11 protein-coding genes are annotated in these 17,609 nt (G+C 70.4%); 7 read left to right on the top strand and 4 right to left on the bottom strand.

Features of this window, described 5'->3' with window-relative positions; genetic code table 11:
• The first annotated feature begins 18 nt into the window (after window positions 1-18).
• On the top strand, window positions 19-2,553 hold the full coding sequence (locus CFRA_RS04780) for a DEAD/DEAH box helicase (protein ID WP_075663684.1): 2,535 nt from the start codon (window positions 19-21) through the stop codon (window positions 2,551-2,553).
• A gap of 181 nt (window positions 2,554-2,734) precedes the next feature.
• Window positions 2,735-3,688, top strand: a complete 954-nt coding sequence (locus tag CFRA_RS04775) for a hydrogen peroxide-inducible genes activator (RefSeq protein ID WP_075663683.1) — start codon at window positions 2,735-2,737, stop codon at window positions 3,686-3,688.
• A gap of 166 nt (window positions 3,689-3,854) precedes the next feature.
• Here CFRA_RS04775 and CFRA_RS04770 read toward each other — a convergent pair whose 3' ends face one another.
• Window positions 3,855-4,916 (bottom strand): hypothetical protein, encoded by a 1,062-nt coding sequence (locus CFRA_RS04770; protein WP_075663682.1) that lies wholly within the window; start codon window positions 4,914-4,916, stop codon window positions 3,855-3,857.
• Window positions 4,917-5,040: 124 nt separating this feature from the next.
• On the opposite strand from CFRA_RS04770, the gene hrpA reads away from it, so the two are divergent.
• A complete protein-coding gene (gene hrpA / locus CFRA_RS04765) occupies window positions 5,041-8,970 on the top strand; it encodes an ATP-dependent RNA helicase HrpA (RefSeq protein WP_075663681.1) in 3,930 nt (1,309 codons plus the stop codon).
• A 12-nt stretch (window positions 8,971-8,982) separates the two neighbouring features.
• Here hrpA and nrdR read toward each other — a convergent pair whose 3' ends face one another.
• Both nrdR and CFRA_RS11590 read right to left on the bottom strand, forming a co-directional pair.
• Complete coding sequence (nrdR, locus tag CFRA_RS04760; RefSeq protein WP_075663680.1) at window positions 8,983-9,441, bottom strand: transcriptional regulator NrdR; 459 nt, start codon at window positions 9,439-9,441, stop codon at window positions 8,983-8,985.
• Between the two features lie 81 nt (window positions 9,442-9,522).
• Window positions 9,523-9,921, bottom strand: a complete 399-nt coding sequence (locus CFRA_RS11590) for a hypothetical protein (RefSeq protein ID WP_156887966.1) — start codon at window positions 9,919-9,921, stop codon at window positions 9,523-9,525.
• Between the two features lie 304 nt (window positions 9,922-10,225).
• Between CFRA_RS11590 and lexA the strand changes: the two genes are divergently transcribed.
• Together lexA and CFRA_RS04750 are read left to right on the top strand one after the other, a co-directional pair.
• Window positions 10,226-10,921, top strand: a complete 696-nt coding sequence (lexA, locus tag CFRA_RS04755; protein ID WP_075663679.1) for a transcriptional repressor LexA — start codon at window positions 10,226-10,228, stop codon at window positions 10,919-10,921.
• Between the two features lie 328 nt (window positions 10,922-11,249).
• Window positions 11,250-12,029 (top strand): DeoR/GlpR family DNA-binding transcription regulator, encoded by a 780-nt coding sequence (locus CFRA_RS04750; protein WP_075663678.1) that lies wholly within the window; start codon window positions 11,250-11,252, stop codon window positions 12,027-12,029.
• Between the two features lie 262 nt (window positions 12,030-12,291).
• Here CFRA_RS04750 and ptsP read toward each other — a convergent pair whose 3' ends face one another.
• Window positions 12,292-13,980 carry a phosphoenolpyruvate--protein phosphotransferase gene (gene ptsP, locus CFRA_RS04745; RefSeq protein ID WP_075663677.1) on the bottom strand — a complete coding sequence of 563 codons (1,689 nt, stop codon included), beginning with the start codon at window positions 13,978-13,980 and terminating at the stop codon, window positions 12,292-12,294.
• Window positions 13,981-14,153: 173 nt separating this feature from the next.
• Here ptsP and CFRA_RS04740 point away from each other — a divergent pair, with 173 nt between their 5' ends.
• Together CFRA_RS04740 and CFRA_RS04735 are read left to right on the top strand one after the other, a co-directional pair.
• Complete coding sequence (locus CFRA_RS04740) at window positions 14,154-15,125, top strand: 1-phosphofructokinase family hexose kinase (protein WP_075663676.1); 972 nt, start codon at window positions 14,154-14,156, stop codon at window positions 15,123-15,125.
• Window positions 15,126-15,239: 114 nt separating this feature from the next.
• Window positions 15,240-17,384: a PTS fructose transporter subunit IIABC gene (locus tag CFRA_RS04735; RefSeq protein WP_075663675.1), complete on the top strand. Its 2,145-nt coding sequence runs from the start codon at window positions 15,240-15,242 to the stop codon at window positions 17,382-17,384.
• Window positions 17,385-17,609 lie beyond the last annotated feature (225 nt).

The raw sequence follows: 17,609 nt of genomic DNA, 5'->3' as shown, positions 1-17,609 counted from the left end.
AGGGTGAATCTCGCCCAGATGCTGCCCGACCTCGACGAGGTGCCCGCCTCCCTCGTCGACGAGTCCATCCTCGACTCGTTCACCGCCTGGACCCGCTCGAAGGGCATCGAGCTCTACCCCGCCCAGGAGGAGGCGGCCCTCAACCTGGTGGCGGGCGACAACGTCGTGCTGGCCACCCCCACCGGCTCGGGCAAGTCGATGGTCGCCATCGCCGCGCACTTCACCGCGATGGCCAAGAGGCAGCGCAGCTTCTACACCGCCCCGATCAAGGCGCTGGTCTCCGAGAAGTTCTTCTCCCTGTGCGACGTCTTCGGCCCCGAGCAGGTCGGCATGATGACCGGCGACGCCACCGTCAACGGCAACGCCCCGATCATCTGCGCGACCGCCGAGATCGTCGCCAACATCGCGCTGCGCGACGGGAGGCGCGCCGACATCGACCAGGTGGTCATGGACGAGTTCCACTACTACTCCGACCCCGAGCGCGGCTGGGCCTGGCAGGTGCCGCTGCTCGAGCTGCCCCAGGCGCAGTTCCTGCTCATGTCCGGCACCCTGGGCGACACCACCGACCTGCGCGAGGACCTCACCGAGCGCACCGGCCGGGCCACCCAGCTCGTCGGCGCCGACGCCGAGCGCCCCGTGCCCCTCGAGTTCGAGTACGCCACCGACCCGGTCCACGAGACCATCGAGCGCCTCCTCGAGAACAACCGCGCGCCGGTCTACGTGGTGCACTTCTCCCAGCGCGAGGCCACCGAACGCGCCCAGGCGCTGACCTCCCTGAAGCTGCTCACCGACGAGGAGAACGAGCGCCTGCACACCGAGCTGGCCGGCTTCCGGTTCACCACCACCTTCGGCAGGACGCTGTCGAAGCTGGTGCGCCGCGGCATCGGCGTGCACCACGCGGGGCTGCTGCCCAAGTACCGCCGCCTGGTCGAGCGCCTCTCCCAGACCGGCCTGCTGAAGGTCATCTGCGGCACCGACACCCTGGGCGTGGGCATCAACGTGCCCATCCGCACCGTGCTGATGACCGGGCTGGCCAAGTTCGACGGCACCCGCCAGCGCGTGCTGAAGTCGCGCGAATTCCACCAGATCGCCGGGCGGGCCGGGCGCGCCGGCTTCGACACCACCGGTTACGTCGTCGTGCAGGCCCCCGAGCACGAGATCGAGAACATCCGCGCCCGCGCCAAGGCCGGAGGCGACCCGAAGAAGCTGAAGAAGGTGCGCACCAGGCACGCCCGCGACGGCGAGGTGACCTGGTCGAGGAAGACCTTCGACCGGCTCGTCGAGGCCCCGGCCGAGCAGATGCACTCGCAGTTCCGCGTCTCCAACTCGATGGTCATCAACATCCTGGCCCGCCCGGGCGACGCCTACGGCCACTTCCACCACCTGCTGCGCGGCAACCACGAGACGCGCGCCCGGCAGAACCGCGACATCCTGACCACGGTCGGGCTGGTGCGCGGGCTGATCAACGCCGGCGTGGTCGAGCGCGCCCCCGGCGGCGGCCCCGACGAGGCCGGGCGCACCTACCGACTGACCCGCGAGGTGCCCCGCGACTTCGCGCTCAACCAGCCGCTGAGCCCCTTCGCCCTGGCGGCCCTCGAGCTGCTCGACCGGGACTCGCCGACGTTCACCCTCGACGTCATCAGCGTCTTCGAGTCGGTCCTCGACGACCCGCGCCCGATCCTGCGCGCGCAGCGCAGCGAGGCGCGCGGCCGCGAGATCGCCGAGCTGAAGGCCGACGGCGTCGACTACACCGAGCGGATGGCCATCGTCGAGGACATCACCTGGCCGAAGCCCCTGGAGGAGCTTCTCGACTCCGCCTTCGAGACGTACGCGCAGGGCGCGCCGTGGGCGCGGGAGTTCGACGTCTCGCCGAAGTCCGTCGTGCGCGACATGGTCGAGCACGCCATGACGTTCTCCGACCTGGTCTCCGCCTACGGGCTCGGCCGCTCGGAGGGCGTGGTGCTGCGCTACCTCACCGACGCCTGGCGCACCCTGGCCCACACGGTGCCGGAGGCCTACTACACCGACGAGCTCGACGACATCGTCGTCTGGCTCGGCGAGCTGATCCGCCAGGTCGACTCCTCGCTGGTCGACGAGTGGGCGCAGCTGGCCGACCCGGACCAGCCGGTCTCGAAGGAGGTCGTCGCCCAGGAGCTCGCCTTCGGAGTCACCGACCCCTCCGCGCTGACCGCCAACCGCCGCGCCTTCCGCATCATGGTGCGCAACGCCATGTTCCGCCTGGTCGAGCTCTTCGCCGACGAGCGCGAGGACGAGCTGGCCGAGGCCTTCGACTACCTGGACGACGCCCCCGACTTCCCGGCGGCGATGGACACCTACTTCAACGAGTTCGACGAGGTGGACACCTCGCCGGCCGCCCGCGGGCCCGAGTACTTCATCGTCGAGGAGTCCGACGCGCGGCGCTGGCTGGTGCGCCAGATCCTGCGCGACCCCGAGAACGACCGCGCCTTCTCCTTCGTCGGCGAGGTCGACCTCGACGCCTCCGACGAGGCCGGCGAGGTGCGGCTGAGCTCGCTGGAGTTCCGCGGCCGGTAGCACCGGAGGAGAGATTTCCGACGCCCGCGGTGGCCCGCGCGGGCGCGCGTGCGCGCGCCGACCGTGCGGTGCCCGCCGCGCCGGGCGGCGCGGCGTCGGAAATTCAGCGCTCCTCAAATTTCCCGCGACTTATTAGGGGCCGACATCACATTCCGGGCGGCGATAGGTTACCCTGATTGATATGTCGAACAAGGAGTACCGCCCCACGCTCGCCCAGCTGCGGACGTTCGTCACCATCGCCGAGAACAAACACTTCGGCACCGCCGCGCAGAAGCTGAACATCTCCCAGCCCTCACTGTCGCAGGCACTCGTGGCCCTGGAGACGGGGCTCGGGGTCCAGCTCATCGAGCGCTCCACCCGCAAGGTCATCGTCACCGCCATCGGCGAGAAGCTGCTGCCCTTCGCCAAGGAGACCCTCGAGGCCGCCGACGCGTTCCTCAACCGCTCCCGCGGCGCCGGCGGTGAGCTGACCGGACCGCTGACCATCGGGATGATCCCCACGATCGCGCCCTACCTGCTGCCCACCCTGCTGCCGCGGCTGCGTGAGCACTGCCCGCAGATGAGCCCGTCGGTCGTCGAGGACAAGACCAAGCACCTGTTGGCCATGCTGCGCGAGGGTCAGATCGACCTCGCGCTGATGGCGCTGCCCTCCGAGGCCTCCGGCATGGTGGACCTGCCGCTGTACACCGAGGAGTTCGTGGTCGTCGTGCCCGAGGACCACCCGCTGGCCGGCTCCCACGACCTCGACCTCGACGTGCTCGACCAGCTCGACCTGCTGCTGCTCGACGAGGGCCACTGCCTGCACGACCAGATCATCGACCTGTGCCGCCGCGCGGAGATCAACCCGTCGAAGGCCGCGCACGCCGTCACGCGCGCCTCGAGCCTGACCACGCTGATGCAGCTGGTCTCCGCGGGCTTCGGCGCGACGCTGCTGCCGATGAGCGCCGTCGACGCCGAGTGCCACCGCACCGGCGTGGCCACCGCCACCTTCGGTCCGCGCGTGCGCGCCGACCGCGAGATCGGCCTGGTCTACCGCTCCTCGAGCTCACGGGCCCACGAGTTCGAGCAGATCGGCCGGCTGATGCGCGAGGCCTACGACGAGGCCTCCCGCCCCGCCGAGAAGCTGCTCGCCTAGGCGGCCGGCGGCCCGGCGGTCCCCACGGCCGTTCGAGCGCAACGCGACGGGCCCCGTACCCGGTGGAGGTCACCGGGTGCGGGGCCCGTTTCCTGTGTCAGCGGGACTGGCCGCTGTCGGTGTCAGCGGGGCCGGCCGCTGTCGGTGTCAGCGGGGCCGGCCGCTGTCAGCCGCGAGCGGGGACGACACCGCCGACGGCCTGGCGGTAGGCGTGCGCCTGCGCGTTGTAGGACGCGGGCAGGACCACCAGCAGCGCGAGGCCGAAGGTGATCACCACCAGCACGAGGGTGATCAGGCCGAGCAGGATGTTCAGGCCGAGCAGCGGGAAGAAGTTCCGCAGCGCGGCGCGGAAGCCCACGCCGATCGCGGCGCCGAAGGGCGCGCGCCGGTCGGCGACCGTCCAGTTCCACAGCATGGTCAGCGGCCCGACGATGAGGGCGACCAGGAGGGCCAGCAGCATCGTCACGGCGAGGCCGATCATCGCGCCGGCGGGCAGATCCCCGCGCGCTGCGGCTGCGGGGTCGACGGAGGCGAAGGCCACGAGGACACCCGGGACCACGATGACGGCGACCGCCACGGCGGTGATCACGCTGACCAGCACCACCATGCCCAGCGTGGGCAGGTAGTTCAGGTTCTGCCTGAGCATGCCCCAGTCGACCCGGCCGCGGCTGATGTGACCGAGCGCCAGGTTGTAGACCAGCGGCATCAGGAACAGCATCCCGAAGTTGGTGATCATGTTGGTCGCCGTGCCGAGCACGGAACCGCCCGAGCCGACGTAGTTGACGTCCGCCCAGAACCCGAGGCCGCCGAGCAGGGCGACCACGGCGAGCACGGCGAGGGTACCCAGGACCCAGACCTGCCAGCCGGCGAAGGTCGCGCGGAAGCCCCAGGCGATCGACTCGGTGATCGAGACCCGGCCGTCGGCCGTGCGCAGCGCCGGCGCCTCGTCGTGGCCCGGGCCGTAGCCCACGGCGTCGTAGCCGTAGGCCTGGTCGTAGTTCTGGTCGTGGGCCTGGTCATAGCCGGCACCGTAGCCCGCGCCGTAGCCGTCGGCGTCGTAACCGGCGCCGGCCCTGCCGAAGTCCTCGCGGTCCTCCGGGTGGTTGGTCGACGGGTAGGCCGGGTAGGACGGGTACGACCCGGAGTCCGCGCCCTCGCCGGAGCCGGGAGTCAGGTCATCGCGGTCGTCCGCGTTCCCGTTGTCGCGGGGATCGTCAGGTCCAGTCATCGGAGGAGACCCTTTCTGCTCGGAACACTGAGTTTCGTACGCCGCAAGGCTACCCTGTAAGGCCTGTCTCCACCGGCCTGCCGGGGTGCGTCGCGCCCGGGCGGACTAGAATCTCCCCATCGACATGGACTCCAGCAACAACACCGACCGCAACCACGACGCCGACACCGCCGCGCCCTCCCGCGACGAGCTCTACTCCCGGCTCGACGAGGTGAGCATCGCCGACGAACGAGCTTTCCGACGCCGCCTGCGTAAGGCGCGCGCGCCCAAGGCGCGCGCCGCGATCGGCGCCGACATCGACGCAGCCGCCGCACGCCTGCGCGACGTCGACAAGCACGTGCCGGAGATCCACTACCCCGAGCAGCTGCCGGTGACCGCCTGGCACGACGAGATCGCCGAGGCGATCCGCGACAACCAGGTCGTCGTCATCGCCGGCGAGACCGGCTCGGGCAAGACCACGCAGATCCCCAAGATCTGCCTCGAGCTCGGCCGCGGGCGGCGCGGGCGCATCGGCCACACCCAGCCGCGGCGTCTGGCCGCGCGCACCGTCGCCGAGCGCATCTCCGAGGAGCTGGGCCAGAAGATCGGCGAGACCGTCGGCTACGCCATCCGCTTCGACGACCGGGTCAGCCCGACCACCGCGGTGAAGCTGATGACCGACGGCATCCTGCTCGCCGAGATGCAGCGTGACTGCTGGCTCAACGGCTACGACACGATCATCATCGACGAGGCCCACGAGCGCAGCCTCAACATCGACTTCCTGCTCGGCTACCTCAAGCGGCTGCTGCCGCGCCGGCCGGACCTGAAGGTCATCATCACCTCGGCGACGATCGACCCGGAGCGCTTCGCCCACCACTTCGCCGACGCCGACGGCGAGCCCGCCCCGGTCCTCGAGGTCTCCGGGCGCACCTACCCCGTCGAGATCCGCTACCGCCCGCTGGAGCGCATGGAGGGCGACAAGGTCGTCGACACCGACCCGCTCGACGGGCTGGTCTCCGCGTGCGAGGAGCTCATGGCCGAGGGGCCCGGCGACATCCTCTGCTTCTTCCCCGGCGAGCGCGACATCCGCGACGCCATGGACGCCATCGAGGCCCGCCACTGGCGCGGGGTGGAGACCACCCCGCTCTTCGGCCGGCTGAGCAACCAGGAGCAGCACCGCGTCTTCTCCCCGCACTCCGGGCGGCGCATCGTGCTGGCGACCAACATCGCCGAGACCTCGCTGACCGTGCCCGGCATCCGCTACGTGGTGGACACGGGCACGGCGCGCATCTCGCGCTACTCGACGCGCACGAAGGTCCAGCGCCTGCCCATCGAGCCGGTCTCGCAGGCCAGCGCCAACCAGCGCTCGGGCCGCTGCGGCCGTGTCGCCGACGGCATCGCCATCCGCCTCTACTCCGAGGAGGACTTCAACTCGCGCCCCGAGTTCACCGACCCGGAGATCCTGCGCACCAACCTGGCCAGCGTCATCCTGCAGATGGCCCTGCTGCGCCTGGGCGACATCGCCGAGTTCCCCTTCGTCGAGCCGCCCGAGCGCAAGGCCATCCGCGACGGCGTGCTGCTGCTCCACGAGCTGGGTGCGATCACCGACCGTGAGCGCGACGGCCTGCCGCAGCTGACCGACATCGGCCGCGACCTGGCGCGCATCCCGGTCGACCCGCGCCTTGCACGCATGCTGGTCGAGGCGCGCACGCTCGGCTGCCTGGCGGAGGTCATCGTCATCGTCGCCGCGCTGAGCATCCGCGACATCCGCGAGCGCCCGATGGAGAAAAAGGCCCAGGCCGACCAGCTCCACGCCCGCTTCAAGGACACCACCAGCGACTTCCTGAGCTACCTGAAGCTGTGGGACTACGTCGAGGAGAAGCGCCACGAGCTCTCCGGCAACGGGCTGCGCAAGCTGATGAAGGCCGAGTACCTGCACTACATGCGCTCCCGCGAGTGGCGCGACCTGATCCGCCAGCTCACCGAGGTCACCGCGCAGCTGGGCTGGCAGAAGACCAACGTCGTGGGCAAGCGCGACGCCGACGCCATCCACCGCGCGCTGCTGACCGGGCTGCTGCAGCACATCGGCGCGCGCGACGGGAAGTCGCGTGAGTTCCAGGGCACCCGCGGCACCCGCTTCATGATCTTCCCCGGCTCGGCGCTGGCGAAGAAGCCGCCGGAGTTCGTCATGGCCGCCGAGGTCGTCGAGACCTCCCGGCTGTGGGCCCGCGACGTCGCCGCCGTCGACCCGGCGTGGGTGGAGAAGGCCGCACCCGATCTGGTGCGTTACCAGTACTCCGAGCCCTACTGGTCGACGAAGAAGGCCGCGGCGATGGCCCACGAGAAGGCCACGCTCTACGGCGTGCCGATCGTCGCCGACCGCCCGGTGCCCTACCACAAGGTCGACCCGGCCGCCGCCCGCGAGATGTTCATCCGCAACGCGCTCGTCGACGGCGACTGGAACACCCGCCACCACTTCTTCCGGGACAACGCGGTCAAGCTCGAGGAGGCCGCCGAGGTCGAGGAGAAGGCACGCCGGCGCGGCATCGTCGTCGACGAGGACACGCTCTTCGAGTTCTACGACGCCCGCGTGCCGGAGACGGCGACCACGGGCGCGCACTTCAACAGCTGGTGGAAGCGCAAGCGGCACAAGCAGCCCGACTTCCTCGACTTCTCCCCGGAGAAGCTGCTCACCGACGCCGCGGGCGCGGTCACCGAGGAGTCCTTCCCCGACCACATGCGCGTCGGCGACGTCGACTACGAGCTGACCTACCGCTTCGAGCCGGGCGCGCCCGACGACGGCGTGACCGTCAAGGTGCCGGTGCCGATGCTCGCCGGGCTGGACGCGACCGACTTCAACTGGCTGGTGCCCGGTTTCCGCGAGGAGCTGTTCACCGAGCTGATCCGCTCGCTGCCGAAGCCGCTGCGGCGCACGGTGGTGCCCGCCCCGGACTTCGCGCGCAAGGCGCTGGCCCTGGCCGAGCCCTACGCGGGCACGGTCACCGAGGAGCTGGCCCGCGCGCTGCACGAGTGCGGCTCCAGCGGCATCGACGCCGTGGACTTCGACCCGACGAAGCTGCCGGCGCACCTGAGGATGACGTTCGCGGCGATCGACAAACGCGGCAAGGTCATCGACACCGACAAGTCCCTGCCCGCGCTGCGCGACCGGCAGGCCGGCCACATCCGCTCCTCGGTGAGCAAGCTCGGCCGGGCCGCGGAGTCGAAGCGCGCGGAGAAGTGGACCCCGGAGACGCTCGGTGACGTCGCCGAGGAGGTCACCACGGTCGTCGACGGCCACGAGGTCACCGCCTACCCGGCGCTGGTGGCCACCGACGGCGGCGTGGCGGTCAAGGTGCTGCCGACGAAGCAGGCCGCGGACTCGGCGATGCTCACGGCGACGCTGACGATGCTGATGCGCGAGATCTCGGTCTCGACCAAGCAGATGACGCGCGGGCTGCCGCTCAAGCAGCGCGTCGCCGTGGACAACTACCCCCACGGCGGGGTCGACGGCCTGGTCGAGCAGGCCCGTGTCGCCGCCATCCGGGACCTGATGATGGCCCACGGCGGGCCGGTGCGCTCCCCGGAGAAGTACCGGGAGCTGGCCGCGGCCGTGGCGCCGGAGGTGCCCGGTCAGGTGCGCCGCACGGTGGTGGCGATCGCGCCGGCGCTGGTGACCTACCTGTCGGTGGCCGCCGAGCTGGATCGCTGGGAGGGCCCGGCGATCGACGACATGCGCGCACAGCTGGGGTTCCTGCTGCCGGAGAAGGCCGTGCTCGTGCACGCGCAGGCGCACCTGCGCCACCTTCCGCGCTACTTCCAGGCGATGGAGATCCGGCTCGCCGAGATGCAGGAGGACCCGGACCGCGACGCCGACCGTCAGGACGAGGTCGAGGCGGTCAAGGCGGCGTTGAAGAAGAAGATGTCGGGTCGCCCGGCGGCGGCGTGGCGCACGAAGGCGGTACGCGACGTGCAGTGGCAGATCCAGGAGTTCCGGGTCAGCCTCTTCGCCCAGCGTCTGGGCACGGCGGGTTCGGTCTCGCGCCGGCGCATCGAGAAGGCGATCGCGAAGCTGTAGGCCGGGTCTCCCCTACTCGGCCTCGCGGGCGCGACGACGCATCATGCGGATCTCCTTCTCGAAGTCCTCGGCGGACTCGAAGGACTTGTACACCGAGGCGAAGCGCAGGTAGCCGACCTCGTCGAGCTCGAGCAGCGGCTCGAGGATGGCCAGACCGATGTCGTTGGCGTTGACCTGCGAGGGCCCCTTCGAGCGCACCTTCTCCTCGACCTTCTGGGCGAGGCGCTTCAGCGCGTCGTCGGGCACGTCGCGGCCCTGGCACGCGCGGCGGACGCCATTGACCACCTTGTCACGGCTGAACGGCTCGGTCACGCCGTTGCGCTTGACCACCAGCAGGACGGCCTTCTCGATCGTGGTGAAGCGGCCCTCGCAGGCGGTGCACTCGCGGCGGCGACGGATGGCCGTTCCGGCGTCGATGACGCGCGAGTCGATCACGCGGGAACGGTCGCTGTGGCAGAACGGGCAGTACACTGCGGGCACCCTCCTAGGTCCGGGACGGCTCGCCCGGGGCGTCCGGGCACCGACCCGAGTCTAGTGTCCGCCCGGACCCGCCTACTTCGCCGCGGTGGCGTCGAAGTCGACGGTGGAGATCTGGTGGGTGGCCGAACCCATGTTGACCGGCGGGTAGCCGGCGGCGTCGTCAGACTCGCCGAAGATCAGGGCGCCCAGCACGAGCACCAGCCCGCAGATCGCACCGACCAGCAGCGAACTGCGCTGCTCCTGGACTCGCCGAGACGTTCGCCGGGCACCGCCCTTCCGGGTACCCCCGGCGGGTATCCCGGCACGCCCGCCCGGAGAGGCGGTATTCGAAATCTCGAGCGTTCGAACACCGGCCGTCGAGCGCCCCTGACCGGGCTCCCACACCAGCGGTGCGGCCACGGTGTTCCGGACGTCGACCGTACCGTTGTCGGGCCGGACGAACTGTGCGTTACGCTGCATCGAGATGGTCATGGGGGTTCTCCTTTCGCCGTGTTCGAGGTCCACCCTAAAGACCGGGCGTGACTGTTCGAACATCGACTAGTTCATCTGTTCGATTACGGGTACGTGTTCGAGTTATAGCACCCGCCCGGGCGTGTGTCCACCACGCCGGGCAAAATCCTCGAACACAGTTGCCATGGACGCGCTATACTGAACGCAAACCGACCACAGCCGGATGACGGGGCCGACGACAACGGCCCCCGACCGGCCGAGAGCGAACCGCCGGCAGGCCCGGACCAGCCGGCCAGAGAGAGACGAAGACCAGGAGCGCGCGACCATGGCCACCAACCGATCGACCAAGAAGCAGAAGAACTCCACCACCAGAGACCCCGCGAGCCTGACCGCGCGCCAGCGCCGCATCCTGGAGGTCATCCGCGACGCGGTGGTGCTGCGCGGTTACCCGCCGAGCATCCGCGAGATCGGTGACGCCGCCGGCCTGCAGTCGACCTCCTCGGTCGCCTACCAGCTCAAGGAGCTCGAGAAGAAGGGCTTCCTGCGCCGCGACCCGAACAAGCCCCGCGCCGTGGACGTCCGCGACCTCTCCGGCGCCCCGGTCAAGAAGGGCCGCAAGGGTACCCCGGAGCCGCCGGAGCACGCGCAGACCTCCTTCGTGCCGATGGTCGGCTCCATCGCCGCGGGCGCACCGATCCTGGCCGAGGAGAACATCGACGACTACTTCCCGCTGCCCGCGGACATCGTCGGCGACGGCGAGCTGTTCATGCTCAAGGTCTCCGGCCAGTCGATGCGCGACGCCGGCATCCTCGACGGCGACTGGATCATCGTCCGCTCCCAGCCGGTCGCCGAGGAGGGCGAGTTCGTCGCGGCGCTCATCGACGGCGAGGCGACCGTCAAGGAGTTCCACCGCGACTCCAGCGGCGTGTGGCTGCTCCCCCACAACGACGCCTTCGAGCCGATCCCGGGCAACGACGCCGAGATCATGGGCAAGGTCGTCTCGGTCATGCGCAAGCTCTAGCACCTCCCCTCCTGCCGGCCCCACGCACGCCCGGACGGGCCTCGCCCGCCCGTCCACCCCCGTTCGTGGGGCCGATCCAGCCTCAGGGACTCGTCACACGCTTCCGTGACGGGTCCCTCTTTTTGCATCGCAGGTGCAGGTCGAACCGGAAGAGCAATGTTTACCCGGGCACATTCACACACAATGGCTCGGTTATTTTTGCTGCTATAGGGTCCCACCGCTTATGTACAATGTCTGTTTTTGTGGTTTAATGTTGGCATCGGGCATTTTCTGCCACTCCCCCCGCACTCTCATAAACATTTCCCCATCTGAGGAGGCGCCCAGCGAGATGTACGCCGAGGAAAGACGACGCCAGATCGCCTCACAGACCGCGGTCGAGGGCCGCGTCAACGTCACCGAACTGGCCAGACGCTTCGACGTCACGGCGGAGACCATCCGTCGTGACCTCGCCGTGCTCGACAAGGAGGGCATCGTCCACCGCGTCCACGGCGGCGCCGTGGCCACCCAGTCCTTCCAGACCACCGAGCTCTCCCTGGACGCGCGCCTGCGCTCCGCGCCGACCGCGAAGTCCGCGATCGCCCGCGCCGCGCTCGAGTTCCTGCCCGAGCCGCCCGGCGGCATGTTCCTGGACGCCGGCACCACGGTGACCGCGCTGGCCGACCTCATCTCCGATTCCGGCCAGGCCAACCAGTGGTCCATCGTGACCAACTCCCTGCCGATCGCCCTGAACCTGGCCAACAAGGGTCTCAGCGAGATCCAGCTGCTCGGCGGCAGCGTCCGCGCGATCACGCAGGCCGTCGTCGGCGACACGGCACTGCGCACCCTGGCGCTGATGCGTGCCGACGTCGCGTTCATCGGCACCAACGCCCTGACCCTGGACCACGGCCTGTCGACGGCCGACGCCCAGGAGGCCGCCATCAAGTCCGCGATGGTCACCAACGCCCGCCGCGTCGTCGTGCTGTGCGACTCGTCGAAGATCGGCAACGACTACCTGGTCAGCTTCGCCTCGATCGACGACATCGACGTCGTCATCACCGACGCCACCGCCCCCGAGTCCTTCGTGCGCGCCCTGCGCGAGCACAACGTCCAGGTCGTCCTCGCGGAGTGACGCCCCGCCGGACGTCCTTCAATTGACGACGTCCCGCTGATCGCCGCCGTGCGCCCCTCACCCGGGGCGTACGGCGGCGTTTTCCGTCTCCGGGCACTCCGCGCGAGACCCCGAGCCGCCTCTCCAGAGATCCCTGGACGCCACAGTCTCCCCTCTCTCCGCCCCCTGCTTCGGCAGAGCAGACAAGAAGAAACCGCCCCGGGACCTCTCTCGAGGCCCGGGGCGGCTGCGTCACGCCGGTCGCAGCCGGCGCGCTCGCGGCCTACTCGCCGACGAGCATCTTGCGCACGCTCTCGCGGGCGACCACTGCGCCCACGGCGTCCAGGGCTGCCTCGGCGGCCTCCTGGCACTGCTTGAACGTGGACTCGGAGAGCCGGGTGCCCACGGCGGCGATCGCGGTGGAGGCGGCCGACAGGGAGTTGACGCCCAGGCCGGTGAGCACGCAGGCCAGCAGCGGGTCGGCGGCGGCCTCGCCGCAGACGCCGACGGCGGTGTTGGTGTCGCGGCCGACCGAGCAGGTGTGCTGGATCAGGCGCAGCACGGCGGGCTGCCACGGATCGGTCAGGTACGCCAGCTGCGAGGACAGGCGGTCCGCGGCCATCGTGTACTGGGTCAGGTCGTTGGTGCCCACGGAGACGAAGTCCAGGTGCGGCATGATCTTGTCGGCCATCAGGGCGGCGGCCGGGACCTCGATCATCGCGCCCGGGGTCAGGCCGCGCTCACGGCAGAGGGTGGAGAACCACTCGGCCTCGCGGGCGGTGGCGACCATCGGGGCCATGACCCAGGTCGGCGCGTCCTCGCCGCGGCCCTCGGCGGCCTTGGCGATGGCGTCGAGCTGGCGGGTCAGCAGCGACTGGTTCTGGCGGGCGATGCGGAGGCCGCGCACGCCGAGCGCCGGGTTCTCCTCCTCGTCCATGTTCGCGAAGGCGATCGGCTTGTCGGAGCCGGCGTCCAGGGTGCGCACGACGACCTTGGAGTGCGGGAAGGCGTCGAAGACCTTCTTGTAGAGGGCCGCCTGATCGTCGACGCTGGGCTCCTCGGTCGCGGAGAGGAAGCTCATCTCGGTGCGGTACAGGCCGATGCCCTCGGCCTGGGTCTCGGAGGCCAGGCGGGCGGCGTTGCTGTCCTGGACGTTGGCCAGCAGCTGGACGCGGTGGCCGTCGGAGGTCTGGGCCGGGCCACGCCACTCGGCGATCTTGACGGCGCGCTCCTGGGACTCGCGAACCTGGCGGCGGGCGTCCTCCTCGTCGGGCTCGACGTAGACGACGCCCTGGCTGCCCTCGACCATCACGCGGGTGCCGGCGGTGATCTCGGAGATCTCGCGGCCCGCGGCGACGATGCACGGCAGGTTCAGCTGGCGGGCGATGATGGCGGTGTGGCTGGTCGGGCCACCCAGCTCGGTGACCAGGCCCTTGTAGTGGTCGATGTCGAGCGCGGCGGTGTCCGCCGGGGAGAGGTCGTCGGCGAAGAGGATGGCCTCGCCGTCGATGGAGGGAAGACCGGGCTCCTCCTCGCCGCGCAGCTCGGCGATGACTCGGTCGCGGATGTCCTTCAGGTCCGTGGTGCGCTCGGCCATCAGGCCGCCGGCCGCGGTGAACATGTTGATGAACTTGCTGGTGGCCTGGACCACCGAGTACTCGGCGTCGGCACCGCCGCGCACGTTCTTGCGCACGGCCTTGCGCCAGCCGCGGTCGCGGACCATCCCGGCGGTGGCCTGCAGCACCTCGGCGGCCGGGCCGGAGGCCTCGGCGGAGCGTGCGGTGAGTCGGTCAGCGACGGTGTCTGCCGCCGTGACGAAGCGCTCGAACTCTGCGTCGCGCTCATCCTCGGCGACGGTGCGTGCGGAGCCCGGGAGCTCGGGGCGGGGACGCACCCAGACGACCGGGGCGTACGCCGTACCGGCGACAACCGCGGTGCCCGTGAAGGTGGTGGTGTCAGTGCCTGAAGTCATGCATCCGATACTAGTGAACCATTCGTTGGATTTCCACATGAACGGCTACCGACCGGACATGAAACCCCAAAGTTCCCCACATAAACTCACATAAAACGCTTGACATTCCCACACAACCGGGCGATGATGGAGCGCGGAACGAACTGGCCCTGCCCGCAGGAGGATGCGCCACCGTGATTGTCACGCTGACCCCCAATCCAAGTACCGACGCCACGCTCGAGCTGGACGGCCCGCTCGAGCGCGGCGCCGTGCTTCGACTCAAGTCAACCACGCACGTCGCCGGAGGGAAAGGGGTGAACGTCGCCCACGCCGCGGAGCTGGCCGGGGCCGACACCCTCGCCGTCTTCCCCGCCGGCGCCGATGACCCCTTCGTCTCGCTCGTCGCCGCCTCGGGCGTGCCGCACCGCGACGTCACCGTCGCCGGTTCGGCCCGCACGAACACGACGGTCACCGAGCCGGACGGCACCACCACCAAGCTCAACGGCCCCGGCCCGGAGCTCTCCGGGTCCGAGCGCGCCGAGCTGACCGAGGCCCTCATCGCCGCGGTGCCCGAGGGCGCCGGGCAGTGGGTCGTCCTCGCCGGTTCGCTGCCGCCGGGGGTCCCCGCGGACTGGTACGCGACGCTCGTCGACGCCGTCCGCGAGGCCCGTCCGGAGGCCAAGGTCGCCGTCGACACCTCCGACGCCCCGATGATCGCCCTGGGCGGCCGCTTCCCGGCCTCCGCCCCGGACCTGATCAAGCCCAACGGTCTCGAGCTCGGCCAGCTGGTCGGCGTCGACGGCCAGGAGCTCGAGCGCCTCGCCGAGGACGGCGACTTCGGTCCCGTCGTCGAGGCGGCCCGCAAGGTCAACGGGCAGGGCGTCGAGAACGTCCTGGTCACCCTCGGCGGGGCCGGTGCCGTCCTGGTCACCCCCGAGGGCGCGTGGAAGGGCACCCCGCCGCCGACCACGGTCGCCTCGACCGTGGGCGCCGGCGACAGTTCGCTGACCGGGTTCATCCTGGCCACCCTCGACGGAGAGGACTCCGCCGGGGCCCTGCGGCGCGCCGTGGCCTACGGCTCCGCCGCCGCCGGCCTGCCGGGTACCACGCTGCCGCGGCCGGACCAGGCCGACGTGGAGCGCACCCGGGTCTCCACGGTCGACTGACCGCGCCCAGGCGCACATACACAAGGCGCACATATTTCGGGCCCAAGTCCCGCCAATTCGTCACCACCGACCCAATCAATCCCTCAATCGCAGTAGTGCTCAAGAAGGACTGCCATGACTGACCAGATCATCACCCCCGATCTCGTCGCGCTCGACGCCGACTTCGGGTCCTCGACCACCGAGGTGATCGAGAAGCTCGCCGGACTGGTGCACGCCGCCGGCCGCGCGACCGACCAGGCCGTGCTCGCCTCCGACGCGAAGGCCCGCGAGGCCAAGTCCGGCACGGGTGTGCCCGGCGGCGTCGCGATCCCCCACTGCCGTTCCGAGGCCGTGACCAAGCCGACCCTGGCGTTCGCCCGCCTGGCCAACGGCGTGGACTTCTCCGGCCCGGACGGCGACGCCCACCTCGTGTTCCTGATCGCGGCCCCCGCCGGCGGCGGCAAGGAGCACCTGAAGATCCTCTCGAAGCTGGCCCGCGCGCTCGTGCGCAAGGACTTCCTGGCCGGCCTGCGTGAGGCCGAGACCCCGGAGCGCATCGTCGAGCTGGTCCTCGGCGTGGTCAACGCCCCGGCCAAGAAGAAGAAGCCGGCCGCCGACGCCGCCACCGGCGCCGCCGGTGCGGGTGCCGCCGGCGCCACCGCCGCCGGCGCCACCGCCGCAAGCTCCGAGGCCGCGAGCTCCGAGGCCGCCGCCCCGGCCGCCAAGGCGGACGTCACGCGCATCGTCGCGATCACCGCCTGCCCGACCGGCATCGCCCACACCTACATGGCCGCCGACTCCCTGACCCAGGAGGCCGACGCCCGTGCGGACGTCGACCTGGTCGTCGAGACCCAGGGCTCCTCGGCCGTCACCCCGGTCGACCCGAAGATCATCGAGGCCGCCGACGCGGTCATCTTCGCCACCGACGTGGGAGTCAAGGACCGCGAGCGCTTCGCGGGCAAGCCGGTCGTCGAGTCGGGCGTCAAGCGCGCCATCAACGAGCCGACCAAGATGATCGACGAGGCCATCGCCGCCGCGAAGAACCCGCACGCCCACCGCGTGGCGGGCACCGCGGGCTCCTCCTCCGCCGCCGAGGCCGAGGACGAGAAGGGCCTGGGCTGGGGCAAGCGCATCCAGCAGGCCGTGATGACCGGTGTCTCCTACATGGTGCCCTTCGTCGCCGCCGGCGGTCTGCTGCTGGCCCTGGGCTTCCTGCTCGCCGGCTACGACGTGGGATCCGACGACGGCTGGAAGGCCATCGTCCTGGGCAACTCCCTGACCAACCTGCCGGGCAACGAGGTCATCTACGACGGCGTCACCTACAACTTCGACCGCTCCGGCCTCCTGCTCTACCTCGGTGCCGTGTGCTTCGCCACCGGCCAGATGGCGATGAGCTTCATCGTCGCCGCCCTGTCCGGCTACATCGCCTACGCCCTGGCCGCCCGCCCGGGCATCGTGCCCGGCTTCGTCGGCGGCGCGGTCTCCGTGCTCGTCGGCGCCGGCTTCATCGGTGGCCTGGTCACCGGTATCGTCGCCGGCCTGGTCGCCATGTGGATCGGCTCCTGGAAGGTGCCGCGCTTCATCGGCTCTCTGATGCCGGTCGTCATCATCCCGCTGCTCAGCTCGCTGACCGTCGGCGTCCTGATGTTCCTGCTGCTCGGCCGCCCGCTGGCCGCCCTGATGAACGGCCTGCAGGACTGGCTGACCTCCATGTCCGGCTCCTCGGCCGCGATCCTGGGCATCATCATCGGCCTGATGATGTGCTCCGACCTCGGTGGCCCGATCAACAAGGCCGCCTACCTCTTCGGTACCGCCGGCCTGTCCACCGGCGACGAGGCCTCCCTGAAGATCATGGCCGCCGTCATGGCCACCGGTATGGTCCCGCCGATCGCGCTGTCCGTCGCGACCTTCGTGCGCAAGAACCTGTTCACCCCCGCCGAGCAGGAGAACGGCAAGTCCTCCTGGCTGCTGGGCCTGTCCTTCGTCAGTGAGGGTGCCATCCCGTTCGCCGCGGCCGACCCGCTGCGCGTCATCCCCTCGATGATGCTCGGTGGCGCCACCACCGGTGCCCTGTCGATGATCTTCGGTGTCACCAGCCAGGCCCCGCACGGCGGCATCTTCGTGATCTTCGCGATCGCTCCCTGGTGGGGCTTCATCGTCTCGATCATCGCCGGTGTGCTCGTCGGCGCGATCGCCGTGATCGCCATGAAGCAGTTCTGGCCCAACAAGGCCGCCGAGGCCGCCGCCGCCAAGGCGGAGAAGGCCCCGGCCCACGCCTAGGCCCTCCGGAACGCTCACCGGCGCCAGGTCCGCCTGAGCCGCCGGACGAACCGGCAACCGACCCCGGTCCCCGCACCCGCGGGGGCCGGGGTTTCGCTGTGCGTGGACCCGGAAACGCCACCCCCACTTGTGGGCATATCCTATGAGTTCCGCCACACCTATCGGACTACCTTTCAACCGCTCCCCCGCACACACGCCGCAGCCGACGCGCAGACCTGCACCGAC

The sequence above is a fragment of the Corynebacterium frankenforstense DSM 45800 genome (assembly GCF_001941485.1).
Taxonomy (GTDB): domain Bacteria; phylum Actinomycetota; class Actinomycetes; order Mycobacteriales; family Mycobacteriaceae; genus Corynebacterium; species Corynebacterium frankenforstense.
Note: the sequence above shows the minus strand (reverse complement) of the source record. Positions and strands in the feature narration are given on the sequence as shown.